Origin of the sequence: Polynucleobacter bastaniensis, from assembly GCF_018882205.1 — a bacterium.
Taxonomy (GTDB): domain Bacteria; phylum Pseudomonadota; class Gammaproteobacteria; order Burkholderiales; family Burkholderiaceae; genus Polynucleobacter; species Polynucleobacter bastaniensis.
On the sequence record NZ_JACVOU010000002.1, the window covers coordinates 61,972 to 86,725 of the forward strand.

Here is a 24,754-nt window from a genome sequence, read left to right on the forward strand (position 1 = left end):
TGTCTCATCATCATTTATTTATGAATTGGGTTTGCACAATGGAATCAGTCAGAACCTTGCTCTTTTGACTCGTTTTCGGGATTTTCAATTCAAAGCGACTGCGCAGTTGTAGGCTGGCTGCCTCTATTGCCGCATCAAACGTACCGATCTCAGCTTCGCGCTTTAAGAGCCCCAGTACTTCAATGACATTCTCTAAATTAGCGGCCTCTACAGCGGTTTTGCCTTTAGCTAGTTCTAAAACCTTGCTGCCATAAAACACGTTGATACAGAGTGCTCCTGAGCTGCTGGTAAACCACCAAGGTTTAATGCGCTTAGGCTTTTCGATGCTTTTGATATTGCCTTCTAGATCTTTGACGTTTTTATAGCGCTTAATCACAAAGTCTTTACCGCTATGTCTTGCTTTTGCTAATTCCAGCTGTTCCCATAACTTGCTAATCAGCTTGTTTCTACGTTGCACTATAGGGGGTTGGTTTTTAGGCCGTTTTGCATCGGTCAATTTAAGGGTATTCAGGCTCTCTAGTGTTGCCATCGTGTTCTCCATAAGTTATTAGGACAACACAACAATATGATCAGAAAACCCCTTTGGACAACCGAAAAAAGACCGTTTTTAGGCCTTAGAACACATAAGTACTTTTTTTACCGATATTTGTGTTCAAGCTAAATAAATTGATAAAAGTAAGGCATAAAGGTTGGCACGCCGAAGGCAATAGTGCTGCGAAACCCGTTCTGATGTGTGACGGTAAGCAATTCAGATCTCTTACTATCTGGCCTCATCGCACTACCTAGCTGTTATGGCTAGATGCTTTAAACGACGCCCCTGTGTGGCAGTACCGTTTGCGGTGTTGTATCTGTTGGTAGCGTAGTAATACGTGAATGTAGGCTAAATTTCGAAGAAATTCGTATAGGCTGAAAGTGAGTGGGAAACGCCATTGAAATAAACCCACATGCCCCTTGCTGCTACTGATACAGCACAAGGCTCGCAGCGTAAAAGGCTCGCATATAAAAGGTGATCGCAAAACCTACCTTATCTCAAGTAATTGAGTTGTGCGGTATCAGTTAGGAATCCTCAGTAAAAGGACAGTAAAAAGCTATGCCCGTAGCAGGGCATGGCTTATGTTTCCTAGTAAAAGATCTTGAAATTCAATAATTCCAATTATCACTATAAAAATTATGATAAAAAGAAGAAAAATGCGATGAGCGCAAGCGAAGAGCTAGTGAGCTTTAGCTCACTATTAAGTCAGAAAGTTTATTTAAAAATAGTAGATTTAAAGTAGCCTTAGAAATTACTATATGCATTATTGATTAAAGCTAATATTTATAGATAGGATGTATATGAGTGATTATGGTAGAAACTTTATTAATATGTTTGGGAGTCAGAATATTTCTCAGTTGAATAAGGAGGTAAATTTAAGGTTGAGTCAGTTACCTCTTGACGATGCAATTCCAAATGTTTTTTATGGCCTAGATAGAAGCTCAGATGCTGATATCTTAAAATTAACTGGATCTGATTGGGTAATTCCAGCTAGTACTGCTGAGTTTGGTGATGAAGATCAACTATGTTTTAAAAGCTCATGCCTAATTCCTGAAAAGTTAGAAAATCATCTTGTGTGGTTTTATTCAAAGATTGATCCACATGTTGTTCTTCGTAACAAATATGACAGCGAATCAGGAAGCTTTATAGGCGTTAGGTATAAAGTTGTTTCCAACGGAAAAATATTTACGGCACATCGACGAGAGGAAATACATTCTGAGGTGGTATATGACGAGAGTGAATTAGAAGAAGGTCAAATAACTTGGGAAGATTTGTGGGATATTCAAGATAGATTAAATCTTGAAGCCTCTAAAGATTTATCCACTCAATTTCCCTATGTTGCCCAATACACCAAACAACTGTAGATTTTAAATTACGAGAATTAAATTCAAAGTATCTAGTTGTGGCTCAAATGCCACGAATCGCCATCAAATTCCATGGTTTTTTCACTCAACACAAAATATACATTTGATGTTGAGTGCTTGTAACCGTTTGAAAATCAAGCGGTAATTTTTCAGTCATTTTCACTTGAAAAACCCATCAATCTGAGTGTATTTGTGGCCATTTTTGGTAGGAATATGGCAGTTTTGACTACAAAATATAAGTACATAGATGGCAATACAAGGAGAGACCATGGCACAAGCAAAAACATTAAGTGATACAGAATTACAGCGAGCTTTAGATTACGCAGCAAGCACCAAAGCAGCAGTGCGTAATCGCGCAATACTGCTGTTAACGCACTGGGCGGGTATGCGTATAGGTGAAGTTGCTAGCGTACGCTACAGCGACGTTTTAAACGCTGATAAACAGGTATTAAGTGAGATTCACTTAGCGGCCAATCAAACTAAGGGTTCTAAAAGCAGGGTAGTGCTGTTATCAGAACGGATGCAACAAGAACTTGCCATCTATATCGCAGCGCATCCACCAAAAGAGATGAATCGTCCATTGTTTCCCACACAAAGGGCTTATGGATTTACACCTAATACGCTCACCCACGTGGTTAACGGGCTGTATCGCCAGGCAGGACTTAATGGCGCTACCAGTCATAGCGGTCGCCGTGGCTTTTTGACACGACTCAGTGAGAAGGGTGTTTCAGTAAGAGTGATGATGCAGTTAGCGGGCCACAGTCAGATGTACACCACGCAGCGCTATATTGATACAAGGCCCGATATTCTGCGCAATGCGGTAGAGCTTATTTAAGCTGTGCACTACTTGCTAGGATGCGGGCTTTTTCCTGCTTAATCCAGGCGGTTTTGGCAGAGAGAATGTGATTAAATTCTGCAGCATCAAACTTCACTGAGTGGGGACAGGGCTTTTGGCTGGGGAAGATACCACGGGCTGCATTTTCAGCAATATTGACTGCGATCTTAAATTTTCGTGAAGTCATTTGTTCTAAAGTACGAAATTCATCGTAGTTAGCAGTAGTTCGCTTACTTTTAAATGCATCAAATTTCTTGCTATAAAGCTTACTAATATTCGCCTCTACACCAATTTTCCAAAGTGCCCATTCAGGTTTTGCTGACCGTATCCATAAAACACCCATTGCATCAATTACATTTTTAATATGCAGGTCTTTTGTGGCCAATGAAAACATGGGTTTGGCTTGCGGTGCTGGTGCCTGAATATGATCATCAAGTAACTGCTTAATAGTTTTTAGAACTTTTTGACGTGTGGAGTTAAGCGGTATTGCAAGAATGATTGCGCCCGGTTTATGTTGTGCTGGCCAGGTGCTTGCCAAATAGCGGTTAAGGGAGTGCTGCAGTTTTTTGAGGTCTGGCTGTAGGTTATTAGCTATTTTGTATATCGGGGCGACTGCACTCGGCTCACCGGCGATCCCAAATAACTCCACCCCACGTGCTTGCCACCAGGTTTTAAATAGCGCGGTTTGTACATCGCCAAACGCATCGTAAATCTGTAAGACTTGCGCAAAATCGCTCGGCATTCGGGCTTTGTCCGCAGCCGTTAATTTCCCCTTGCTTTGCCTAAAGCGCCGTGCCAACTCATAGCTTGGACTGAGGGCTAAAAACTCAAACCAAAAACGATAGAGGCGATGCGCCTCTACAAATTTCCCATTCTTTTGTAAATCTGATCTTCGTAGGGAAAACGGGTTTAGAGCCATTTTTTGGTCGATTTATGTTGACTGAATATATTTAAATTATTTCATTCAATTTTAAAACAGTCAACAAAAATTTATAGTGAAGGTATGGCAAAACAACTCATTTTTTGTCATCGCTGCAGCCGCTTTTAAAGCGCTCAAGTGCGTGATAGTTAGCTCATTAAAAATTCAGTCTGTAAACAGCCCGTGCCATTTCAAAGCGCACAGCTGTCTAAGCCTTATTAATTTTTTAACTTGAACAGGAGAAATACCATGCTTACAAAAAATCCTGCAGTACAACTAAACGCAGTCAATCACGCAATATCTTTAGATCAATTTAATTACCTTGAAGTCACCCCTAATAACACGCTCTTACGTACTTCTGAATGGCACGCCGGCTTTAATAAGCTGCGTCAGCAGTCAGCACCTGATGCAAAACTTGGTTTTTCAAAAGGGACAGCCTTTGTTGAGCCGGAAATACAAGAAGTTACCAAATTAGCTAACAAACAAAAATGGATGCAATGTTTTAAAAAAGCCTACAGCGGAGAAATTAAGGATCTGAAAATTAAGTTATACGATCCAGAAATCTCACGTATGTTTGTTGCTAAGTTAGGTAATAAAGAGATTGGTTTTATACGAATTACAAATTACACAGATAGGTTTGAGGAAGTCTATGACGGTGAGGTTTGGAATATTGCAGAAATATATGTCAAGCCTGTATACCGAAGTAAGGGCATTTCATCAAGACTCATTCATTATGTTTCGCGATGCTGCCATGTCAAATCGATTCTGCTAGAACCTGAGCGCTATGAGGAGAATCAGTATTACTTCAATCGCCAAGGGTTTACTTTTTCTTTAGAGGCTCAAGATGGTCTATTTAGAGTTTATTTAGATCACTTTAAAAATATTGCCTTACGTCGACTAGCTTTGGCCTCACCACAAGAAATTTTGAATGTTGAGCAAGCAATTTAATCAAATCCAGCCGTTTAAAAATAAGCGAGGAAATGATGAATCCAATTAATATAAAAAGCAGGAGAAATACAATGCCTACATTAGTAAATCAAGTTTCAAGATCTATAAAATCAGCTGTAATAAAACCAAAGTCTTCTAGACAATATCTTGATGTAAATGTCATCTTGACCTTCGATACGTCTGATGAATTTGGAAATACACAAGAATTCTTTGATTTAAAAATTCCATTAAGTAAGTATGAAAAAAATGCTGAATCTTTTCTAGATCAGAAATTTTTTAAAAGAGTTATTAAGTATTGCGCTCAACATAGTAGGGATATTGCTGACTTAATCAAAATAAGTACCGCCAGCAATTGGAGCTTATTTAAAGAGGTAACGGGTAAGCAGTCGTTATCAGAGCTTGGACATAGCTGTAAGTGGTACTTTGGTAGTGGCAGATCTGACCTGGATGCATGGGAACAGCACCTAATGAAGACGTATGGTTTTGGAAGTAAGGTCGATATGAGTTGGGTTGATTCATTAACGATGGATTCGTACTTTCAAAAGTATTGCCAAGATCGTGTCGCAGCACAAATAATCTAGCATTTTTTTAATTGAGCAACTTTAGGGTTAATCCATCTAGTTGCCTATCTTTTATTCCATTTACAAGGAGTACTACCATGAATACAGTTCCAGAAGCAGCCGTGAAGTTTGAGTCTCATTACCCCGTTAGCTCTGCTGTAATGATGATTACTAATCCCGCTGTGTCATCCATTCTTCAAGATCCCATCTTTAAGCCAAGCCTTCGTAAGCGTATTGATGAGGTACGTGAATACAACGAAGATGCTCAAGAGTTTTTACGTGATGTAGTAGCTGGAGCTCATCGTGCAGCTATTATCTATGGCCCTCCAGGAATGGGCAAGACACATGCAGTAGTTGAAGCGCTTAAGTCTACTGGTTTGCAGGAGAATAAAGATTATGTTGTAGCGCGCAGTCATGCTACACCGGGCATGCTGTATATACTGCTGCATCTCATGCGCAAGGCAGGTAAGTACATCATTCTCGATGATTGCGATGGAATTATTGCCAACGAAACTGGGCTAAATTTACTGAAAGGCGCAACTGACCCTACTTATCGTCAGGTTGGGTGGGCATCTACTCAAGAAATTCGCAATCCCCTTACTGGAAAACCGATTCCAAGTCAGTTTGACTTTAATGGTACGGTCATTATTTGTACCAATGTTCGCCTTGCTTCTGGACGCGGCCGTATTGCCAATCACATGGATGCACTACGTAGTCGATCCGCGCCATTCTCTTTAGCTCTTGATAGTCGTGAAGATCAGTATGCCCAGATCTTTCATATGATTGTTGATAAAGATTACTTGAGCACTGATTCTGACACTTTGTTATCTGATGAGCAGAAAATTGAGCTACTGAAGTTTTTATTAGAAAACTTGGACATACCTCGTCGACTTGATCTGCGCTTGCCACAGCACATTGCTCGCACCATGAAAGCAAAGCCTAATAATTGGCAGCGTCAAGCTCGCCGCTTCTTGGAGGCTGCGTAATGAAAAAGTTAATATCACTTGAAGAGATGTTGGTATTAACCCCATACCAATTCTCAAATAAGTTTTTTGTCCGTCAACCTAAAAAGTTCACTCCCTACAATAAGGGGCTGAAAATGCCCGATAGCATCCGGCAAAAGATTAGTCTTGCGCAAAAGGGTAGGAATTACACTTCATTTGAAGCTAGAAGTAGGGCTCAAAAAGGTAAGCCAAAAAGTGAGGCACTTCGACTAGCTGTTAGTAAAGCACGCAAAGGAAAGATTGGTTTACTTGGGGACAATGGAAGAGCTCGATCCGTAGTTTGCCCAGAAGGTATATTTTCAACGATTAAGGAAGGGGCAATAGCAATGGACTGTGATGGCGGCACATTCCGAAATCGCATTAAACGGGGAGTTGCAGGGTATTCATGGGCAGAAGTATTAACGTGAAGAAATTAAGGCACCCATCAGTAATGATGGGTGTAATATTCCCTGTTAGGTATCTATCTAGAGCCTGTTAAAAAAACTACAACCATTATTAAGGCCTAGGTCGCACGTTCGAATCGTGCTGGGCAGGCCAAAGGCCTCACTATTTAATATTGTTTCAGGCTGTTTCATTGGATTAACTATGGTCTGATCATAGATAAGCTTGGTTAGCGTAAGTGTGGCCTTGGGTCTTGCGTGGCGGATGCTGAGAACTATGCGCGACTCAGTCGAAATTTTTGACCCTGATGATCGGGTGTCGGTTCGACCCGACTATCGAGTGTCCGGTTAAGTGACGGTCAGGCTGGTTCAGATAGGGTGGCTTGCGGACGTTCAATTTGGGTGATTGGCGGTATTTGGATGATGCAGAAAACGGCCAATAGCGTTCGGTAGAGTAGGGGATTGAAAATCCTTGTGTCGGTGGTTCGATTCCGCCCCGGGCCACCAAGAATCTCAATAGCCCACTTGTTGGGCTATTTTCTTTTGGGGCTTGGCTGGGCTAGATGCCATCCTGTAATCAGCCTCGAGCAGACTCACGCTTTTCGTGAGCCTTTTCCAAAATGCCTGCCTTACCTAAGCCAAACGGTGGCATATTGGCATAGACATTTTCATAAGTGCCTGGAGCAACCGAGTAAGTTTCGTGCCAAATGCCTACTGATCCATCATTACCAACAGATCGATTAAAGTTTTTCCAAGCTGGGAGATGTTCAGCGTCTTTGCTTTTGGCATAGGCCATTAATTGATCCATCGAGCGCCAATACTGAACAATGATGATCGTCCTCGAAAACCACATTTCGTGATGAAGAAAACCCAGCTCAGGTTTTGTATAAAGCTCTTTTAGCATTTTAGGCATAGCTAAAAACACTGGTAACCATTTATGTATTTTCCACCATTGGTTAAATCGCATTCCAATTAAAAAGACCACAAACTCACCATCTAAGTGGGAACACATTCTTTCTTTATTAATCATAGGAAGATTCCTCAACAAGAGGACTTATTATATTTAAAGACTAGACATCCTCGGCCCTGGTTCGATTCCGCCCCGGGCCACCAAGAATCTCGATAGCCCACTTGTTGGGCTATTTTCTTTTTAAGGCTTGGTAGGGTTAGGCGCCATTAGTCGCGTGTATCCCAAGCATGAACTGTCCTTTAAAAGGACAAATCAATCGTACATCCCTGCGTCAGTCAATGTCGTTTAAAACGACAAACTTTTTTATGGACCCTCTCAATTATGCGTCGATTTAATAGACGCATAATTGAAGCCTCTAGAGTATGAGATTTAGAGTCGAACTATTTTTGAATGATATTCAGATAGATATTTTCCAGCCCACTTACCAAGACTTTTGATCACAGGCTCTAATGCCTTACCACTCTTTGTGAGTTTGTAGGCGTTATTTCGTGATGCTAATTCAGGGTGGACTCGCTCGATTAGTTTTAGCCGAGTCAAAAGATCAAGTCTTGTCGCTAAGATATTGGTTGAAATTTGCTCAGGGGACTCTAGAAATTGACTATAGGTCAAAGCCTCATGAATGATCAGGTCACGAATAATTAATAAAGACCATTTATCACCAATCACATCAAGTGCTGAGCTAATTGGGCAGATTGAGCGCCAATCAATTTTTTCATCCATCTTTTTCATATTAGGTAATAGCTGAGGCCATTTCTTTAAAGGACTGCGACATCGGTGTGGGCTTCCATTCTAAAATTTCAAAAGTCTCACTATTATCATACGACGCTTTTTTGCCTATAAACGGGAGCATGCCTTTTACCTGCTTGTCAAAAATACCCATGAACTTTAAAAGAAAAGTTGGCGCCTTTCGAGCGGGAGCCTTGCTGTAGCCAGCATCCCTTAAAACTTGAGTTACGGTCGACATTTCTATCGGTTCTGCTGTGCAAGCGATGAAACGCTTGCCTGAGGCACCGCTTTTAGTCATGGCGGCGATATGAAGTTTTGCTACATCCCGAACATCAACCATGCCCATAGCCATATCAGGAATCATTGGCATTTTTCCTGCAATCATGTCTGCCATCATTGCTACATTTTGAGCCCCATCTTTTGAACCAATTGGGGGGCCAAATACAGCGCCAGGATTAATCACAGCAAGCTCTAGGTTGCTGCCTTTAACTTCCGCCCATGCCGCACGCTCAGCCAAGGTCTTACTTTTTGCGTATGCACCGATATTCTTATTAGTGTCTGACCAGTCTTGAGGCCCATATTTTCCAGTTTCTTTTCCAGCAATGATGGCAAAAGTGGAAGATGTTAGAACCAGCCTTTTTACTTCAGCACTTTTAGCCGCTTTAATCACTCGAAGCGTCCCGTCTACTGCAGGGGCAATGAGCTCATTTTCATTTTGAGGTTCTTTCAAAAAGAAGGGGGATGCAACATGGAGAACATAGGAACAACCCTGCATTGCATCGTCCCAGCCTTTGTCTGATAAAAGATCGGCTTCAACAAAGGATAAATTATCAGTTTGGGCAACTTTACTGATGGCTTTGCGAGTTGCATCTGCCTTTGCTAGGGAGCGAACTGTTCCAACCACTTCATATCCTTCGCGAAGTAGTGCGGCGGCACAATGTTCCCCAATATAACCAGTAATTCCTGTAACTAAAACCTTTTCCATGAAATGCTCCTTAGGCGTAGATTAATAACTTGCATTTCACAAGTATACAAATTAACTTGTAAATTGCAAGTTAATGTTATGATCTATTTGAAGGCTAAAACAAAAGCGAAGGGAATCTAAAGATGGATTATTTGAAGTATGCGTTGTGGGCCCTACTTTCAGGCAGTCTCATTCCAATTTTAGGAATTATTAATGGCAGACTTGGAAGAACGATGGAGATTACTCTTCATGCGCCAGTGATCGCATCATGTATCTGCTTACTTTTTTGCTTTCTAATTAGTTTGGTATTAACTCAATCCTTACCAGATCTGGGTAAAGTTTCAGAAGCAAAGCCCATAGAGTTATTTGGCGGGCTCATTTTGGGTTTTTACTTAATTAGTGCAACGATTATTTCACCTAGAATCGGCGTTGTTAATTTCATAGTGTTTATTGTTGTGGCTCAAATTTTTATGTCAGTTGTCATTGATCACTTCGGATTATTTGGCGCCACTATTCGGCCAGTTAGCATGTTGCGATTACTGGGAGTAGGATTGCTGATAATGGGTGTGGTTATCACGCAATTAGCTAATTCCAAAACAAGTTAGAGTGAGCATTCTCTCAAAATACGCTTGAACTTATGGGGCCAATAGAAAATACGGTTCGGCATCCTCAGTCGTGGTCGATTCCGCCCCGGGCCACCAAGAATTCTCCGAGCATTGGACGTGGTCTATCGAATCTCTATTGCTATTCGCAGGTTGATACCATTTCCTCTGGATATCTCAAATTCTCTTTTACTAGAAATGTTCCTTTTAAAGGACAAGTTATCTATAGGGATTTTTATCCTTTCGTTGGTCAATATCAGGGTTTTTCCTATTCAAACTTACAAAAATCAACCTATAAAATGTCCTGTAAATATAGGCGCTATCAAGTGTCAAAGGGGGTAAGGTGTTATTAAAAAGATCAAGTCAATTGATCGAGCTTAGCTACGTTAGCAAGGCATCAAGACCAATGAACTTAATGGATTTGGTCTATTTGTTTGATATTTCGTACAAGTGGAATCAGGATCATCAAATCACCGGCGTGCTATTTTATGAGAATGGGATGTTCTCTCAAATCCTAGAGGGCACCGAGGACAATGTGATGGAAGTTTGGGCAAAGATTGAGCAGGACGATCGCCATCATATTTTGCGGAAATTAAACTGCTCACCATCCAATCAAAGACGCTACCCTAACTGGGTATTACGGTTTTATCAAGGTAATCTCATTGCCAAATATATGCCCCAACTTGGCAAAGTGCTAGATGGCTTACCCAGTCATGATCATGAGTTATTAGAAATCATGCGCTCAGTAGAAGAGTCAGCTTAACTTTTTTATTGTGCTGTAAGAGTTTTTCGCTATAGGAAATCGATTCTGCCCTAGGTCGCCAAGAAACATCAAAACCACCATCGGGTAGTTCTTTAAGGGTTACTTTAAGTGACGCTTGTGAGATTAGAAAAGTATGCAGGCTATTTTCACACAGTCTACCTATTGGCAAGACTAGGTATACCAATCCAAGCTTATAAATTCATTTTTTAACAAGCGGAAAATTTTTAAGGGTTTTATTGAAAAAATAAACTGCAATAAGCAATATAAGAACATCAATGGCAATTGGATTAAAGGCTAGGGTGTAGTCTCTCAATCTCTCGCTAATAATCATAATAGGTAACATTATTGCGGGAGGGTGCAAGCATTCAAGCACCAGCATAAGAAAGAAGCTGATTACAAAGGCAGCAATCATTACCCATTGAGCATAGTCAAATACATATACAAATGCAAAGCCAATGAGTGAACATAGAAGATAAGACTGAAAAATTACGCTCGCAGAAGTCATTATCTTGTTTGGCATTGTAAATATCATTAAAGCGCTGGCAATGAATGGCGCAAGCAGCAATAAATTTTCTTTATCTAAGAGATGGTTAACCAGAGATAAAAGGCAGATAGTAGTGGTGACACCTAAGGTAATGATAAATTGCTGCGTAAGAGAAAATTCGGAAGGAGGTGGCTTGAGTGCCTCATAAAGCTTATGACACCATGCTTTTAATTTATTCATTAATCTATAAAGTAATTATTTAATAGTAGATAGTCACTAATTTGAGCGATTTAATTTAGTTTTCGCATGGCGAAATTTGTAAAAGAATTCATTTTTTGACATGTATATTAACTAGGCTATTCTATTTAGAATGTAGATGTATAAGAGCTGACATCTGGCCTAATTTTATTGGGCTTATGGGTGGAGATGGTTCCGATAGTGATGAAACATAAGGGCTGCTCTTTATCCTTGAATAAAAATAACTCTCTCATTTTTTGGCTATAAAGAGCTTTGCCGCTCGAAAGTCCAGATCCAAATCCTAAAGCATTAGCCATTAATAAAATATTCTGGATTGCACATCCCGCAGAAATAATTTTTTCTTGTTCGGGAATTTCATCTTGCTCATTGTTAAGATTAACGGTTGCCAATAAAAGGAGGGGACCCCGAAATGCTTTTTGTTTGGCCTCCTCAACCTGAGCTAGCGTTGCAGTGGGATCTCTTTCAATGAGAGCATTTGCAAACAAGTCACCCAATAGATTGCGACTTTTAGGAGTAACTTCATAAAAGTGCCAGGGAGTTATTTTTCCATGATCGGGAGCTGCTCCTGCCGCATTAAGAATTTCTAATTTCTGGGATAGGTTGGGGCCGGGCGCAATAAGTCTTTTGGGTGAAACATGTTGACGGCTATGTATTAGCGCATTAGCAAGGCCACCAAGCGAATCTAAATTGCTAGAAGCCAAAATGACTCAATCCTGGGTGATCATCGGGTCTTCTACCAAGAGGCCAAAAGAATTTCCGGTCTGATTCTTTAATGGGTAAATCATTGATGCTGGCAAAGCGCCTCATCATGAAACCGTTTTCATTGAATTCCCAATTCTCATTACCAAAGCTGCGGCTCCAGTTGCCAGAATCATCATGGCACTCATACGCGAAGCGAACTGCAATGCGGTTATCAGTAAACGCCCATAATTCTTTAATCAATCGGTAATCAAGCTCTTTTGCCCATTTACGATGGAGAAACTCTTTTACTTGTTCTCGACCCTTGGGAAATTCAGCTCGATTTCTCCAAATGGTGTCTTCGGTGTAGACCAAAGAGACTTTTTCAGGATCTCGTGTATTCCAAGCATCCTCAGCCATCCGAATCTTCTGAATAGCAGTTTCATTATTAAAAGGGGGTAATGGTGCTTTTTGTTCCATGGCTCTCTCTATTCAATTTTAAATATTTGATCCTAACTACCCCCAAACGCTCCAATCTTTTGATTGCGGGGAAGGCTCATTCCATTTCACTGGGTAATGCAGCGCTTTACCAGGCGTTAAACGACTCCAGATAGCAGCTACTACTGCAAGAATCGTAACGCTTACCAAAACAACTACTATTAGATGGCTAAAGCCAGCATGCGCCTGAATCATAATCAGTGGATTAGCTCCAGCTGGAGGATGTACCGTTCGGGTCAATAATAGGATGCATAAAGTAATTACTTCTGCAAGCAAGTAAACCCACAATGCATCGTCAAAAAGTTGATAGCAAATTACTCCAATGAGAGCGCTGATTGCGTGACCACCAAACAAAGCTCGTGGTTGTGCCGCAGGAGTACCGGTTAAGCCAAATAAAAATATCGTTGAACCGCCTAGGGAAGCAAGTAGTAATGGCGTTGTTGGTGGTTTAGTAGCCAGCAGGGCCAAGCCAAGCGCAACGATTGCTCCCAATGAAATCCATACCAAACGTTTAACAATTCTGATCATGACTTAGTGTAATCCAGCCATAGTCGATATTTGGTTAGCTTGTCTTAGGATTGAGTTCGGACATCCGACTTGTCCAGAAAGAATTTGCTGGGTAATAGACGCTGTTGATATGGCATCAATTTCTCTAAATGGAGTGGGATCCTCGAATCGCTCTTCTGGGCTGGTAAGTTCATTTCCATTAGGAAATAAAAAATGCATTTCAGGTAATCGTTGCAGGGAAGCAGTTGGTTCACCCTCGCTTCCTCTCATCAAAATTGAATTGACTGAACGTAGTTGAAAAAACTCCCGTAATTTTTCTGGGTATTCTGGATGGGTGTAGTTAGAGACTTGCCAAGGGTTCTGCAGCGTTGGATTTATGAGTTTTGCAAGGACATGACCAGTATTGCGTAAGCCTATTCTCTCTCTGACATCCAATAATTTTTGAAGTGCTGGGGAAATGACTTTGAGAGGGCAAAAGATTGGCTTATTGGAGGTTAGGAGGGTACCAAATTCCTCCTTAGTGTTTAGAATTGGCCAGCCAAGCGATTTAAAAATTTCATGGCTCGTTACCCTAGTTTGATCTTTTTCTATTCCCTGAATAAGAACAGTAAAACCATAACTAGAAAGCATGCTAGCAAGAAGCGGCGTGAGATTTGCTTGCTTTCTAGCCCCGTTATAGCTTGGTAAGACTATAGCTGGACGTGAGCCTAGGTTGAGTAAATTTAGATGTGGTTGTAGAGCATCCATAAAGCCCATGAGCTCAGATACGGATTCACCCTTGATGCGCATAGCAATACAAAAAGCACCTAACTCAAGATCGCTTACGTTGCCCTCTAGAATTTGAGCAAATACTTCTTTTGCTTGATGACGATCAAGATCGCCAGCGCCTTTACTACCTCGGCCGATGACCTTTAGGAATGATGTGATGCTCATTACAAGATTATGCAGCTACTTCTACTTGCTTGAGAAAGTTCGCAATAATTTGCTTGACTTCGGGTTTGCAAGAGCCACAATTCGTTCCACATTGAGTTTCAGATTGAAGCGAGTTCATAGCTTGATCGGGGGAGGTTCCTGCTGGCATTTTGCTTAAGCATTGCGTCATTGTGTCTGCAGAGACATTAAAGCAGTTACAAATTGCTTTACCCTTAGGCTTTATTTCCACAGGAGGTTTGCTGACGGGCATCAATAGAGATCGACCGAGCATTTTTGCATCCAAGCCGCTTTCTAGGTACTCTCTTAGCCAGTTAGTACTAGCTAGACTATCTACGGAACCAGTGAGCATTGCAGATAAAACTTTCTCTTGAGCACGTACGAGCCGCACTATGCCTCTGCGCTTATCGCTATAGCGCATTACCGGCTCACCAGATCCCTCATCCAATTTAAATTTTTGCATCACTTGCTTCAAGGCTTGTGCGGCAAGAGATTCAGATTCTTCAAGAGGATCATCGTGGTGGGCGGCTTTGAATGAAACTCCAATAAGGTCGCCATCTTGCTCTCTGCCAAATAAGACGCATTGGGCTGAGTCAAAGTGAGGCAAGATACTGCGCAAACTGTTCTGAACAGAAAAGACTTCCTCTTTCGGGAATAGGCCGAAGGCAACGAGTTGCCATGGAAGATTTGCTGGCAAGATCTTCACAGCTGCATGCTTTAACTCTGGCTGACCTGATACAGGGTCAATCATGTTACAGGTTAGTCCGTTGACTCCGCGGCCTGGTGTTTTACCAGCAGCGCCTGAAATAAACTCAGAACCCCAGTGCATCGCAATAAAGGCTTGCGAGGAGGCAATATCATCCGAAACTTTAATTGGAAAGATTTCGCTACCTCTGCGACTAGTAACATGAACTAAATCACCATTTTCTAGATTCATTCTGCCAGCATCTTTAGGCGACATCTCCACACAAGGCTCGGGTGAGTGCCCATAGAGTGTTCCAATCGTGCCGGTTCTACTCATACCGTGCCATTGATCTCGCAGGCGTCCAGTATTTAATGCAAATGGATATCGTGCATCCACTGATTCTGCGGTTGCCTTATAAGGTGCAGCGATAAAGTGTGCTTTCTGATCTTTAGTGGGGAAGACACCATTTTCATAAAGTCGCTTTTTGCCAAAGTAAGATCCTTTTGGCATTGGCCATTGCTGTGGTCCACGCTCTTCGAGAATTTGATAGCTCAGACCAGTGATATCCAGATCACGACCGGTCGTACTCTCACGATGCTCATTCCAAATATCTTCCGGACCATCATAGGTAAAGAGGGTAGAAATTCCTTCTTTTCTATTGCCTGGTAATAGTGCCTCTAGAGCTCGCCCAACCTCTAGAGCAATCTGCCAATCATGTTTTGCAGACTGAAAGGGATTAATGGCGGGATTGACTTTAGAGATGCGACGCTCTGAATTAGTGACTGTTCCTACCTTCTCTGCCCAGGTAGTAGCGGGTAACAAAACATCTGCATACAGGGTCGTTGCTGTATGTGCATATGCCTCCTGAACAACAACAAATTCTGCATTGCTCAATCCCTCATGAACAGCATTGAGATCGGGCATGGATTGTGCGGGGTTTGTGCAGACGATCCAAATAGCCTTAAGCTTTTCAGTGCGCAATGCTTCAAACATAGGAATAGCGCTAAGACCTGGTTTTTCAGGAACGGAGTGGACGCCCCACAAGTTAGCGACTTCAGCGCGATGCTCTGGATTAGCAAGATCACGATGGGCAGATAGCAAATTAGCTAAGCCGCCAACCTCTCGGCCACCCATTGCATTAGGTTGCCCAGTTAAAGAGAATGGACCTGCACCAGCTTTACCAATCTGACCGGTGGCCAAATGTAGATTTACTAAAGAAGCATTCTTGGCGGCACCTGACGCTGATTGATTTAATCCTTGGCAGTACATGGATAGCGTTGCAGGAGAGGTCGCAAACCATTGCGCTGCTTGGAATAAGTCTTTTTCCTTAATGCCGCATATCTGGCTCACTGCTTTCGGCGTGAAGTCCCTTACTAGATTACGTAGAGCATCAAAATCTTCCGTGTATGAGTAGATATAAGACTCATCAATCCAGTTCTCCCAAAGCATGATGTAAAGCATGCCGTGGTAGAGGGCGACATCAGTACCAGGCTGTATCTGTAGGTAAAGATCAGCTTCTTTAGCGGTATCTGTTTTTCTGGGGTCAACAACAATGACTTTGAGATCTGGATTATTTTTACGGGCATCCTCAAGGCGTCTATACAAAATAGGATGGGCAAAAGCGGTATTTGATCCTGTTATAAAAATGGTCGATGCTAAATCAATGTCTTCATAGCAGCAAGGCGGAGCATCCATCCCCAAGGTTTGCTTGTAGCCAGCTACCGCGCTAGACATACATAGGCGTGAATTAGTATCAATATTGTTCGAACCAATTAAGCCCTTCATTAACTTATTAAAGATGTAGTAGTCTTCTGTTAGTAATTGACCAGAGACATAAATGCCTACAGACTCTGGACCATGTTCTTTAATGATGTCGGCAAATTTTTGGGCAACTGTTTGTATTGCTTCGGGCCAAGAAATATCTATCGGGTCTTCGCCTCTTGTTTTGCGAATAGCGGGTGAGCCCAACCGCGCTTGCATTTGAAGGCTTGGGTTTGCGGTGAGATGGAGGGTGGAGCCTTTACTACAGAGTCTACCAAAGTTTGCGGGGTGGTCAGGGTCACCACGAACCCCGGTTACTTCTAGTTTTCCATTGCTATTGGGTGTAGTTTCAATAATGACGCCACAGCCAACACCACAATAGCAACAGGTGCTTTTAACTTCAGCCATGAGTAGCTAATAATTCCTCGCGGCTTAACCAAACTACACTAGACTCTACTTTGACTGCAAAGGATTTGGCACAGCCCTCATCCGGAGCAACGGCGCAGCCAGTAGAAAGATCTATATTCCAAGAGTGCAGTGGACAGGTTACAGATTTACCGTGGACAATCCCCTGTGAGAGAGGGCCACCCTTATGTGGGCACTTATCTAATACGGCAAATACTTCATCTTCTGAATTTCTAAAAATAGCAATTTGTCCAGCTGGTGCTTGGATAACCCGAGATCCCAGAACAGGAATCTCATCAACCGTTGTGATTTTCTGCCACTGATCAAGTTGGGCGGTACTAGACATTTCCAACCTCGACAATCGGAATAGTTTTGAATTGACGAATATCCACCCCGGCTCTTTCGAAATCCTTCCAGGGGTCTGGAGCATCCTTCAAGTCAAAGAGCAGTCGTTCGTAAAGGGCTTTGCGGCTTTCAGAATCCTCAACAATTTTTTGCTTGATGTATTCCATGCCAACTCGAGCAAGGTAATGGACGGTACGATCAAGATACCAGGCTTCTTCACGATATAGCTGTAAGAATGCACCTGAGTACTCTCGCACTTCTTCATCTGTTTTGACTTTGCAGAGGAATTCAGCAACTTCAGTTTTAATACCGCCATTTCCGCCAATATAAAGCTCCCAGCCAGATTCAACGCCGATGATGCCAACGTCTTTAATGCCGGCTTCAGCACAGTTTCTAGGGCAACCTGAAACCGCAAGTTTGACTTTATGAGGGGCATACATACCAAAGAGCATACGTTCTAGCTCTACACCCATTTTCATAGAAGACTGGGTACCAAAGCGACAATGCTCATCACCAACGCAGGTCTTTACTGTTCGAATCGATTTACCGTAGGCATGACCTGAGGGCATATCCAACTCCTTCCAGACTGCTGGAAGATCATCCTTCTTGATACCAAGTAAGTCGATACGTTGACCACCGGTGACTTTAACTGTAGGAACTTGGTATTTTTCGGCAACGTCAGCGATGCGGCGTAATTCTGCCGGCGTCGTCAATCCACCAAACATCCTTGGTATTACTGAGTAGGTGCCGTCTTTTTGAATATTGGCATGAGCACGTTCATTAATAAAGCGAGACTGTGGATCATCTTTTGCTTCATGTGGCCAAGTAGAAATCAGATAGTAGTTCAGGGCAGGGCGACAAGTCGCGCAACCATTAGGCGTTCTCCAGCTTAGTTCAGCACGAACTTGTTCTTGAGAAATTAAGTGGCCTGAGCGTATAGCTTGACGGATTTCATCATGGGAAAGATCAGAGCATCCGCAGATAGATTTCTTTCTGGGGGTAGCTGAGTAATCTGTACCCAGAACATTCATTAGTACTTGCTCAACAAGACCCGTACATGAACCACAGGAGCTACTCGCCTTAGTGCACTTCTTTACTTCATCTAATGTAAAGAGACCTTGTTCCCGAATAGCCTTAACAATAGTTCCCTTGGTAACCCCATTGCATCCACAGATTTCATCTGCATCCGTCATGCCAGCAGCTTTATTGTGACCTTGATGGCCTACATCGCCAATATTGGATTCACCAAACATCAATGTATCACGAATTTCAGCAACACTTTGTGCGTCACGCATCAGTTTGAAATACCAAGTGCTATCTGCGGTATCGCCAAACATACAAGCGCCAATCAAACGGTCATCTTTCAGAACTAATTTTTTATATACGCCACCAATAGGGTCGGCTAGGGTAATCTCCTCGGTACCTTCACCACCCATAAAGTTCCCAGCAGAGAAGAGATCAACACCAGTTACTTTTAGTTTTGTTGAGGTTACAGAGCCTTCATAACGACCGATGCCGTATTCAGCTAGATGATTGGCACAAACTTTAGCTTGCTCAAATAAGGGGGCAACTAAACCATAGGCTGTGCCGCGGTGACTTGCGCATTCTCCAACAGCATAGACTCTTGGATCAAAAGTCTGCATCGTGTCATTTACGACGATGCCGCGTTGACAATGGAGTCCTGCCGATTCAGCTAAAGCGGTATTAGGTTTAATGCCTGCTGCCATAACAACTAAATCAGCAGGTATTTCTAGGCCGCCTTTAAAGCGAATAGAGCCTACGCGATCACCAGCAGCATTAGGGCTGATTGCTTCAGTAGAGGTCTTGAGTAAAAACTTGAGACCTTTTTCTTCCAGGGATTTTTGTAGCAAGTCGGCCGCTGTTTTATCTAACTGCCTTTCCATCAGCCAGTCTGCAAGATGGACCACGGTCACACTCATGCCTCTGAGAGCTAGACCATTTGCTGCCTCTAGACCAAGTAGGCCGCCACCAATAACAACTGCATTTTTGTAGCGGGTGGCTACATCAATCATCTCATTGGTGTCTTTGATATCGCGGTAGGCAATAACACCAGGCAAATCATTTCCCGGTACAGGAAGAATGAAAGGGAGTGAACCGGTAGCTAAAAGCAATCGGTCATATTTTTCAACTGTGCCATCATCGGCAGTAACCGTTCGCTCCTTACGATCGATCTTTGTAATGGTTTTACTGAGATGAAGATGAATACCATTGCTCTTGTACCAATCTAGGTCATTTAAAACAATTTGCTCAAGAGTCTGTTCCCCGGCTAATACTGGAGAAAGCAGAATGCGGTTGTAATTGGGATGCGGTTCGGCACCAAAGATAGTGATGTCATAAAGCTCTGGATCGAGCTTTAATAATTCTTCGATGGTCCGAACACCGGCCATCCCATTACCAATCATGACAAGTTTTTGTTTTTTCATGCTTTGATCTTGAAGCTATCTGCATAGGCTGCTGGGTTAGAGCCATTCCATACGACCCCATCAAATAGTTTGCTCGAACGCATATCACTTTTAGGTAATGGTGTTTTTGAGGCTGTAGCAGCATCTTTATAGATGGCGATATTGTTCACTTTTTTGGCGACCGCTAAATAATCAGGATGCTCTTTCAAAAGGCCCCAGCGCTTATGTTGAGTCATAAACCACATACCATCAGATAAGTAAGGGAAGGTTGCTAAACCATCGTTATAAAACTTCATAGCATGAGGGTCATCCCAAGTTTTGCCAATACCGTTGTTATAGCGACCTAGCATGCGATCCTGAATGACGTTGATGTCAGTATTAACAAAAGATGGTGCAGACACTACTTCAGCAGTTTTATGTTTATTACTTGTGGATGAGTCAATATATTTTCCGGCTTCTAGAATAGCTGCTGTAACCGCTCGACAGGTGTTTGGAAATTTCTTAGCAAAATCAGAAGTTGTGCCTAAGGCTTTTTCTGGATGATCTTGCCAAATGGCTTGAGTAGTGATTGCTGTAAAGCCAACGTCATCAAAGATTGCACGGGCATTCCAGGGTTCACCTACACAATAGCCATCCATATTACCGCTACGCATATTGGCTACCATTTGTGGAGGTGGAACAGTGATGATCTTAGCGTCTTTGAATGGGTTAATGCCGTAGTTTGCAAGCCAGTAATAGAGCCACATAGCATGCGTTCCAGTTGGGAAAGTTTGCGCAAAAGTGTAATCACGCTTTTCTTTATCCATCAGTGACTTTAGACTGGCGCCATCTGTCACTCCTTTTTTATTGAGCGCTTTAGACAAGGTTATTGCCTGTCCGTTATTATTGAGCGACATCAGTAGAGACATATCTTTTTGTTGGCCGCCGATACCCATTTGCAGTCCGTACATCAAGCCATACAAAATATGAGAAATATCGTTCTCACCGTTGACAAGCTTGTCACGAATGGCAGCCCATGATGCCTCTTTGGTTGGGATAATCTTGACGCCATATTTTTTATCCAGACCAAGATGGTTTGCCATAATCACTGATGAGCAGTCAGTTAGGGCAATAAAACTGACCTTTACATCAGTTTTTTCTGGAGCATCAGAGCCTGCAGCCCATGCGCCAGCTTTAACTAGGGGATCTATTAAGGATAGGATGCTGGCAGATCCAATGCCTTGAATGAGTTTGCGTCGCGCAGGGTTGGTATCCGAAGTTGTTGAAATAACAGTTTCTGGTGTTATCAGTCTAGCTTTAATGTTTTTTTTCATGCTGGGCTCCTTTGGTCGATAACTAACAATAAGGAATTTTGATTTCTGGGAATTTTCTGAATGCTCTGAAATGGTGCACCAAAATAATGCATGAACCCTTTTGGTTCATTCATAAGTTTTAGAGGGATTCCCGACTGTTAAAAATGATGCATGGAACAAATTTCACCATCAAGAGTTAAAGCCCTTAAATTAGATGGGCTTGTGCCCGGCGTTTACCTCATTGGTGCTGGGCCTGGAGCTGCCGACCTCATTACTGTTCGCGGCTCGAGAATTTTGGCTCAGGCAGACATCGTTTTCTATGACGCACTCATTGATCTTTCTATGTTGGATTGGTGTTCTAGCACTAAATTGGTGCAAGTTGGTAAAAGATGTGGGTCACATTCAAGCTCTCAGCACTTTATTAACAAGCAATTGGTGGACGCTGCTAGCAAGTATTCAGTTGTGGTGCGCCTCAAGGGCGGGGACCCACTGATTTTTGGTCGCGCACAGGAGGAAATTGACGCTCTTGAAAAGGCAAATGTACGCTATGAAATTGTTCCAGGAATTACTACCGCTTTGGCAGCTTCAGCAGAATTAAAGCAGCCTCCAACTACCAGGGAGTTAAGTCGAACCCTAACGTTGACTACTTTGCCTGGTCGTTGCGCACATGAAGATCATAAAACGGCAATCTACTACATGGCACGCGACCAGTTATCTGAGGTTGCCGCAAACTTGATTGCTCAAGGCTATTCAGTAGATACCGCTGTATGCTTGATGGAGTCAGTCAGCCTTCCAACCCAGCGCAGCTTTGGCTGCACCTTAGATGAATTGCGCTTTGGTGATGTACATCATCATTTTTTAGATAAGCAACCTGTTGTGGTGATGGTCGGAGAAGTTTATAGAAAAAAACTTCAGACGCTCACCCCGTTAATTGAGTCACAAAATCCTTTAAATTTATTGCAATTAGCATCTTAATTGTTTGATAGGAGCTACAAATGAATTCATACCTCCTATTTCATACTCTGCGCCATCTTTTGTGTGATGACTAAAAATACTTTTCTCAAAGTCTCAAACCTTGGTAAGTCATATAAAGCTGACGCACCGCCAGTATTTGAGGGTATCGATTTTGAAATTGAGCGCGGAGAGTTTGTTTGCATCATCGGCCATTCAGGCTGTGGCAAAACTACTATCCTGAATGTATTAGCAGGTCTTGAAGAGGCAACTACTGGCGATTCAATCATGCTTGGAAAGCGCATTCAAGGCCCTGGTTTAGAGCGTGGCGTTGTTTTCCAAGGGCACGCATTAATGCCTTGGATGACAGCTCTTCAAAACGTTGCTTTCGCTGTCAAGTCAAAGTATCCCGACTGGTCAAAAGTACAAATCACTGAGCACTCTAAAAAATATCTAGAGATGGTAGGTTTGGTCAACGCTGAAAATAAGAAGCCTTCAGAATTATCTGGTGGCATGAAGCAGAGGGTAGGTATTGCACGAGCATTTGCTATTGAGCCAAAAATGCTTTTGTTAGATGAGCCATTTGGCGCATTAGATGCTCTCACACGTGGAGTGATTCAGGATGAGCTGCTCAAAATTTGTAGCAAAACTAAGCAAACTGTCTTCATGATTACGCATGATGTAGATGAGGCAATCCTGCTCTCAGACAAAATCATGTTGATGAGTAATGGTCCGAATGCTCGTATTGCAGAAATCGTAATCAATACCTTACCCAAAGGAAGAAAGCGAGCTAATTTACATCATGACCCAATGTATTACCCCATGCGAAATCACCTAGTTGATTTTTTAGTCAATCGCTCAAAGGATTTACAGATAAAAGGTGCTCAGGGTAAATTAGATGGTTATAAGCCGCTTATCATATTGCCAGGTATAGATACACCTGTTACGTAATAATTTAATAGAAAAATTTGACTGATAAGAAAATGGCCTAGTTGCAAATTATTTCTTACAAGAACTGAAGAACGAGGAGTTTAGTCATGGCATTATTAGTGCTATCGAGCTCTCAATAAATGTACAGACTGAGTCTTATCTAAAAAGTGATTGTGTTGAGGTAGTTTTTCTTGCGTTATTCTTAGATGTAAGTCACTTAACCAGGAAATAACTAATGCTGATTCCCATCGATTTTAAAGCGCTCATAAGTCACATTGGTGAAGCAGTGATTATTTCTGATCGAGATGAAAATATCTTGTTCTGGAATGCATCTGCTGAGCGTATTTTTGGCTATACCCCAAATGAGGCCCTTGGAAAAACACTCAGCATTATTACTCCTGAGCGTTTTAGGGAGCGCCATTCTAAGGGCTACTTTCATACGATGGAGACTGGTAAAACGAAGTATGGCAATACTTTGCTACGAGTTCCAGCAATTCATAAGGATGGCAGATCTGTTTCAATTGCTTTTTCAGTCACGATGATTTTTGATAATCAGAATCAGCCTATTGCTATTGCAGCGATCATACGAGATGAAACAGAGCGATTTCAAGAAGAGCGTAAGCTCAAAGAAAAATTAGCAACTCTTGAGAAAAGCAATCAGGTTTGATATGAAAGCTATCATTTTTTTCGGGCATGGTGCACGTGATTTACGTTGGCGCGAGCCTTTTGATCGTCTTGCTGCCTTGTGGCAAGTGCAGAATCCTAATACTCCTGTAGAGCTCGCTTTCTTAGAGTTGATGCAGCCTTCTTTATCTGGTGCTATTCAAAAAATTGTTGCACAAGGTATTAAAGACATTACTGTTATCCCAGTATTTTTTGGACAAGGGAGCCACTTGCGTAATGACTTCCCTAGAATTTTGGAAGAATGTCGGATTGAGTTTTCAGATATTTCTCTAAATGCGACACCTGCAGTAGGGGAGAATCTGCTTGTTCTCCAGGCGATAATTAACTACAGCGAAAATTCATTACGTTAATACACGGGCAGCGTAAGCGTTACTTAAAGTAACGCTCATTCACCAAAAAATTCTTTGGAGCAACGAAGTGTTAGATGGTTGCTCCAAAAATCATGTGGTTTTGAAAACCAAAGAGAGGGCGAGTATTTGTTGTGATCTAGTTAATCTAGTCACACAAATACTCACACACCGATAATGAGACGCTGTAACCTCTTGAAATCCTAGTGGTTTTCTTTGGATGTCTGCTCTCATAATCCTTTGGTCCCAGGTTCAAGTCCTGGTGGGCCCACCAGAAAAGCAAACCCTCATCAGCAATGGTGGGGGTTTTGTTTTTTTATTCCTTTTGAAGGATTTGCTCAAATGCATTTACGAATGACTCAGGAGCTTGGGCTCCTTGCAAGAGGTATTCCCCATTAAGAATGATGGATGGGACTGAGCTGATACCAGCGCCTGTGTAAGTTGCTTCCTCTTCTCGCACTTCGTTTGTAAACTCTTTGCCATTGAGTATCTCTTGGGCTCTATCTTTATCAAGTCCAGAACGTAGTACTGCATCTATTAAATTTTCTTGCTTATCTAAATTCACTGCGAGGCAAAAGTAAGTATTGAGTAATTCTTTTTTGAGCTTAGCCTGTTTTTGTAGGTCATATTCTTTGCTAGCCCAATATAAAAGACGATGAGCATCAAAGGTGTTGTAAACCCTTTTCCGACCTTCTGGATGAAACTCAAAGCCTGCCTCTAGCGCCTTGGCCCGAATATTTGCTTGGTTGGCTTGGACCTGTTCTACAGTTAAACCATATTTTTCGGTGAGATGCTCAATGGCATCCTGGCCACCCAAGGGCATCTTAGGGTTGAGCTCAAAGGGTCGAAAATGAACCTCAAAATTTGCTTTGTCACTTAATTGGGCAATTGCCTGATTGAGATTGCCTAAGCCTACGGCACACCAAGGGCAAGCAACATCGGATACAAAATCAATTTTGATTGTTGGCTTCATGCGCTTTATTCTACAGAAGCCAAGTTATTGCGATTG

The 24,754-nt window shown here is 42.2% G+C and carries 28 protein-coding genes; 13 read left to right on the top strand and 15 right to left on the bottom strand.

The annotated features are described in order from the left end of the window. Positions 1-10 precede the first annotated feature (10 nt). A complete protein-coding gene (locus tag ICN22_RS03360) occupies positions 11-529 on the bottom strand; it encodes a DUF6641 family protein (RefSeq protein ID WP_216168890.1) in 519 nt (172 codons plus the stop codon). Between the two features lie 803 nt (positions 530-1,332). On the opposite strand from ICN22_RS03360, the gene ICN22_RS03365 reads away from it, so the two are divergent. Next, positions 1,333-1,896 carry a hypothetical protein gene (locus ICN22_RS03365; protein ID WP_216168891.1) on the top strand — a complete coding sequence of 188 codons (564 nt, stop codon included), beginning with the start codon at positions 1,333-1,335 and terminating at the stop codon, positions 1,894-1,896. Between the two features lie 268 nt (positions 1,897-2,164). Beyond that, positions 2,165-2,731, top strand: a complete 567-nt coding sequence (locus ICN22_RS03370) for a tyrosine-type recombinase/integrase (RefSeq protein ID WP_216168892.1) — start codon at positions 2,165-2,167, stop codon at positions 2,729-2,731. Here ICN22_RS03370 and ICN22_RS03375 read toward each other — a convergent pair. Continuing rightward, entirely contained in the window at positions 2,724-3,650 is a 927-nt protein-coding gene (locus ICN22_RS03375) for an exocyst complex component Sec10 (protein WP_216168893.1), read from the bottom strand. The two genes, ICN22_RS03370 and ICN22_RS03375, sit on opposite strands and share 8 nt — an antisense overlap. Positions 3,651-3,899: 249 nt before the next feature. Between ICN22_RS03375 and ICN22_RS03380 the strand changes: the two genes are divergently transcribed. The 4 genes from ICN22_RS03380 to ICN22_RS03395 all read left to right on the top strand — a co-directional run bounded on the left by ICN22_RS03380 (position 3,900) and on the right by ICN22_RS03395 (position 6,569). Then, positions 3,900-4,598 carry a GNAT family N-acetyltransferase gene (locus ICN22_RS03380; protein ID WP_216168894.1) on the top strand — a complete coding sequence of 233 codons (699 nt, stop codon included), beginning with the start codon at positions 3,900-3,902 and terminating at the stop codon, positions 4,596-4,598. A gap of 71 nt (positions 4,599-4,669) precedes the next feature. Further along, on the top strand, positions 4,670-5,179 hold the full coding sequence (locus ICN22_RS03385; RefSeq protein ID WP_216168895.1) for a hypothetical protein: 510 nt from the start codon (positions 4,670-4,672) through the stop codon (positions 5,177-5,179). Between the two features lie 77 nt (positions 5,180-5,256). Beyond that, entirely contained in the window at positions 5,257-6,144 is an 888-nt protein-coding gene (locus tag ICN22_RS03390; RefSeq protein WP_216168896.1) for an ATP-binding protein, read from the top strand. Further along, positions 6,144-6,569, top strand: coding sequence for a hypothetical protein (locus tag ICN22_RS03395; protein ID WP_216168897.1), 426 nt, complete (start codon positions 6,144-6,146; stop codon positions 6,567-6,569). Before ICN22_RS03390 ends, ICN22_RS03395 begins: the two co-directional genes overlap by 1 nt. Before the next feature lie 550 nt (positions 6,570-7,119). Here the strand turns inward: ICN22_RS03395 and ICN22_RS03400 are convergent. The 3 genes from ICN22_RS03400 to ICN22_RS03410 form a co-directional block, all read right to left on the bottom strand. Beyond that, positions 7,120-7,572, bottom strand: coding sequence for a DUF4188 domain-containing protein (locus ICN22_RS03400; protein WP_216168898.1), 453 nt, complete (start codon positions 7,570-7,572; stop codon positions 7,120-7,122). Between the two features lie 309 nt (positions 7,573-7,881). Further along, a complete protein-coding gene (locus tag ICN22_RS03405; protein ID WP_216168899.1) occupies positions 7,882-8,232 on the bottom strand; it encodes a winged helix-turn-helix transcriptional regulator in 351 nt (116 codons plus the stop codon). 10 nt (positions 8,233-8,242) lie between these two features. Further along, complete coding sequence (locus ICN22_RS03410; protein WP_216168900.1) at positions 8,243-9,223, bottom strand: SDR family oxidoreductase; 981 nt, start codon at positions 9,221-9,223, stop codon at positions 8,243-8,245. 122 nt (positions 9,224-9,345) lie between these two features. Here ICN22_RS03410 and ICN22_RS03415 point away from each other — a divergent pair, with 122 nt between their 5' ends. Further along, positions 9,346-9,807 carry a DMT family transporter gene (locus ICN22_RS03415; protein ID WP_216168901.1) on the top strand — a complete coding sequence of 154 codons (462 nt, stop codon included), beginning with the start codon at positions 9,346-9,348 and terminating at the stop codon, positions 9,805-9,807. Positions 9,808-10,147: 340 nt separating this feature from the next. Continuing rightward, complete coding sequence (locus ICN22_RS03420; RefSeq protein ID WP_369411561.1) at positions 10,148-10,567, top strand: BLUF domain-containing protein; 420 nt, start codon at positions 10,148-10,150, stop codon at positions 10,565-10,567. A 199-nt stretch (positions 10,568-10,766) separates the two neighbouring features. Here ICN22_RS03420 and ICN22_RS03425 read toward each other — a convergent pair whose 3' ends face one another. From ICN22_RS03425 to ICN22_RS03465, 9 genes are all read right to left on the bottom strand, one after another. Then, complete coding sequence (locus tag ICN22_RS03425) at positions 10,767-11,291, bottom strand: HPP family protein (protein ID WP_216168903.1); 525 nt, start codon at positions 11,289-11,291, stop codon at positions 10,767-10,769. 125 nt (positions 11,292-11,416) lie between these two features. Further along, positions 11,417-12,010 carry a nitroreductase family protein gene (locus ICN22_RS03430; protein ID WP_216863473.1) on the bottom strand — a complete coding sequence of 198 codons (594 nt, stop codon included), beginning with the start codon at positions 12,008-12,010 and terminating at the stop codon, positions 11,417-11,419. Continuing rightward, on the bottom strand, positions 12,000-12,467 hold the full coding sequence (locus tag ICN22_RS03435; RefSeq protein WP_216168904.1) for a nuclear transport factor 2 family protein: 468 nt from the start codon (positions 12,465-12,467) through the stop codon (positions 12,000-12,002). Before ICN22_RS03435 ends, ICN22_RS03430 begins: the two co-directional genes overlap by 11 nt. A gap of 36 nt (positions 12,468-12,503) precedes the next feature. Then, entirely contained in the window at positions 12,504-13,013 is a 510-nt protein-coding gene (locus ICN22_RS03440) for an HPP family protein (protein WP_216168905.1), read from the bottom strand. A gap of 3 nt (positions 13,014-13,016) precedes the next feature. Continuing rightward, positions 13,017-13,925, bottom strand: coding sequence for a DNA-binding protein YbiB (ybiB, locus tag ICN22_RS03445; protein ID WP_216168906.1), 909 nt, complete (start codon positions 13,923-13,925; stop codon positions 13,017-13,019). Positions 13,926-13,932: 7 nt separating this feature from the next. Next, complete coding sequence (locus ICN22_RS03450) at positions 13,933-16,776, bottom strand: nitrate reductase (protein WP_216168907.1); 2,844 nt, start codon at positions 16,774-16,776, stop codon at positions 13,933-13,935. Next, on the bottom strand, positions 16,769-17,119 hold the full coding sequence (gene nirD, locus ICN22_RS03455) for a nitrite reductase small subunit NirD (RefSeq protein ID WP_216168908.1): 351 nt from the start codon (positions 17,117-17,119) through the stop codon (positions 16,769-16,771). Before nirD ends, ICN22_RS03450 begins: the two co-directional genes overlap by 8 nt. Then, positions 17,112-19,562 carry a nitrite reductase large subunit NirB gene (gene nirB / locus ICN22_RS03460; RefSeq protein WP_216168909.1) on the bottom strand — a complete coding sequence of 817 codons (2,451 nt, stop codon included), beginning with the start codon at positions 19,560-19,562 and terminating at the stop codon, positions 17,112-17,114. The genes nirD and nirB overlap by 8 nt, the downstream gene beginning before the upstream one ends. Beyond that, positions 19,559-20,854 carry a CmpA/NrtA family ABC transporter substrate-binding protein gene (locus ICN22_RS03465; RefSeq protein ID WP_216168910.1) on the bottom strand — a complete coding sequence of 432 codons (1,296 nt, stop codon included), beginning with the start codon at positions 20,852-20,854 and terminating at the stop codon, positions 19,559-19,561. Before ICN22_RS03465 ends, nirB begins: the two co-directional genes overlap by 4 nt. 150 nt (positions 20,855-21,004) lie before the next feature. Between ICN22_RS03465 and cobA the strand changes: the two genes are divergently transcribed. The 5 genes from cobA (at position 21,005) to ICN22_RS03490 (ending at position 23,748) form a co-directional block, all read left to right on the top strand. Further along, positions 21,005-21,808, top strand: a complete 804-nt coding sequence (gene cobA / locus ICN22_RS03470; protein ID WP_216863474.1) for a uroporphyrinogen-III C-methyltransferase — start codon at positions 21,005-21,007, stop codon at positions 21,806-21,808. A gap of 66 nt (positions 21,809-21,874) precedes the next feature. Beyond that, the gene (locus ICN22_RS03475) at positions 21,875-22,735 is read left to right on the top strand and encodes an ABC transporter ATP-binding protein (RefSeq protein ID WP_216168911.1); all 861 of its coding nucleotides are present in this window, start codon (positions 21,875-21,877) and stop codon (positions 22,733-22,735) included. Positions 22,736-22,799: 64 nt separating this feature from the next. Then, positions 22,800-22,946, top strand: a complete 147-nt coding sequence (locus tag ICN22_RS11180; RefSeq protein WP_216169331.1) for a cyanase — start codon at positions 22,800-22,802, stop codon at positions 22,944-22,946. Between the two features lie 3 nt (positions 22,947-22,949). Beyond that, entirely contained in the window at positions 22,950-23,381 is a 432-nt protein-coding gene (locus ICN22_RS03485) for a PAS domain-containing protein (protein WP_216168912.1), read from the top strand. Between the two features lies 1 nt (position 23,382). Next, on the top strand, positions 23,383-23,748 hold the full coding sequence (locus tag ICN22_RS03490; protein WP_216168913.1) for a sirohydrochlorin chelatase: 366 nt from the start codon (positions 23,383-23,385) through the stop codon (positions 23,746-23,748). 313 nt (positions 23,749-24,061) lie between these two features. Here ICN22_RS03490 and ICN22_RS03495 read toward each other — a convergent pair whose 3' ends face one another. After that, a complete protein-coding gene (locus ICN22_RS03495; protein WP_216168914.1) occupies positions 24,062-24,718 on the bottom strand; it encodes a DsbA family oxidoreductase in 657 nt (218 codons plus the stop codon). Positions 24,719-24,754 lie beyond the last annotated feature (36 nt).

Coding starts and splice junctions, on each gene's coding strand:
- ICN22_RS03365 (WP_216168891.1), top strand. CDS start 1,333: ATGAGTGATTATGGTAGAAACTTTATTAATATGTTTGGGAGTCAGAAT.
- nirB (WP_216168909.1), bottom strand. CDS start 19,562: ATGAAAAAACAAAAACTTGTCATGATTGGTAATGGGATGGCCGGTGTT.
- cobA (WP_216863474.1), top strand. CDS start 21,005: ATGGAACAAATTTCACCATCAAGAGTTAAAGCCCTTAAATTAGATGGG.
- ICN22_RS03475 (WP_216168911.1), top strand. CDS start 21,875: ATGACTAAAAATACTTTTCTCAAAGTCTCAAACCTTGGTAAGTCATAT.
- ICN22_RS03465 (WP_216168910.1), bottom strand. CDS start 20,854: ATGAAAAAAAACATTAAAGCTAGACTGATAACACCAGAAACTGTTATT.
- ybiB (WP_216168906.1), bottom strand. CDS start 13,925: ATGAGCATCACATCATTCCTAAAGGTCATCGGCCGAGGTAGTAAAGGC.
- ICN22_RS03450 (WP_216168907.1), bottom strand. CDS start 16,776: ATGGCTGAAGTTAAAAGCACCTGTTGCTATTGTGGTGTTGGCTGTGGC.
- ICN22_RS03425 (WP_216168903.1), bottom strand. CDS start 11,291: ATGAATAAATTAAAAGCATGGTGTCATAAGCTTTATGAGGCACTCAAG.
- ICN22_RS03395 (WP_216168897.1), top strand. CDS start 6,144: ATGAAAAAGTTAATATCACTTGAAGAGATGTTGGTATTAACCCCATAC.
- ICN22_RS03490 (WP_216168913.1), top strand. CDS start 23,383: ATGAAAGCTATCATTTTTTTCGGGCATGGTGCACGTGATTTACGTTGG.
- ICN22_RS03485 (WP_216168912.1), top strand. CDS start 22,950: ATGCTGATTCCCATCGATTTTAAAGCGCTCATAAGTCACATTGGTGAA.
- ICN22_RS03375 (WP_216168893.1), bottom strand. CDS start 3,650: ATGGCTCTAAACCCGTTTTCCCTACGAAGATCAGATTTACAAAAGAAT.
- ICN22_RS03360 (WP_216168890.1), bottom strand. CDS start 529: ATGGCAACACTAGAGAGCCTGAATACCCTTAAATTGACCGATGCAAAA.
- nirD (WP_216168908.1), bottom strand. CDS start 17,119: ATGTCTAGTACCGCCCAACTTGATCAGTGGCAGAAAATCACAACGGTT.
- ICN22_RS03435 (WP_216168904.1), bottom strand. CDS start 12,467: ATGGAACAAAAAGCACCATTACCCCCTTTTAATAATGAAACTGCTATT.
- ICN22_RS03390 (WP_216168896.1), top strand. CDS start 5,257: ATGAATACAGTTCCAGAAGCAGCCGTGAAGTTTGAGTCTCATTACCCC.
- ICN22_RS03415 (WP_216168901.1), top strand. CDS start 9,346: ATGGATTATTTGAAGTATGCGTTGTGGGCCCTACTTTCAGGCAGTCTC.
- ICN22_RS03495 (WP_216168914.1), bottom strand. CDS start 24,718: ATGAAGCCAACAATCAAAATTGATTTTGTATCCGATGTTGCTTGCCCT.
- ICN22_RS03370 (WP_216168892.1), top strand. CDS start 2,165: ATGGCACAAGCAAAAACATTAAGTGATACAGAATTACAGCGAGCTTTA.
- ICN22_RS03385 (WP_216168895.1), top strand. CDS start 4,670: ATGCCTACATTAGTAAATCAAGTTTCAAGATCTATAAAATCAGCTGTA.
- ICN22_RS03410 (WP_216168900.1), bottom strand. CDS start 9,223: ATGGAAAAGGTTTTAGTTACAGGAATTACTGGTTATATTGGGGAACAT.
- ICN22_RS03400 (WP_216168898.1), bottom strand. CDS start 7,572: ATGATTAATAAAGAAAGAATGTGTTCCCACTTAGATGGTGAGTTTGTG.
- ICN22_RS03440 (WP_216168905.1), bottom strand. CDS start 13,013: ATGATCAGAATTGTTAAACGTTTGGTATGGATTTCATTGGGAGCAATC.
- ICN22_RS03380 (WP_216168894.1), top strand. CDS start 3,900: ATGCTTACAAAAAATCCTGCAGTACAACTAAACGCAGTCAATCACGCA.
- ICN22_RS03405 (WP_216168899.1), bottom strand. CDS start 8,232: ATGGATGAAAAAATTGATTGGCGCTCAATCTGCCCAATTAGCTCAGCA.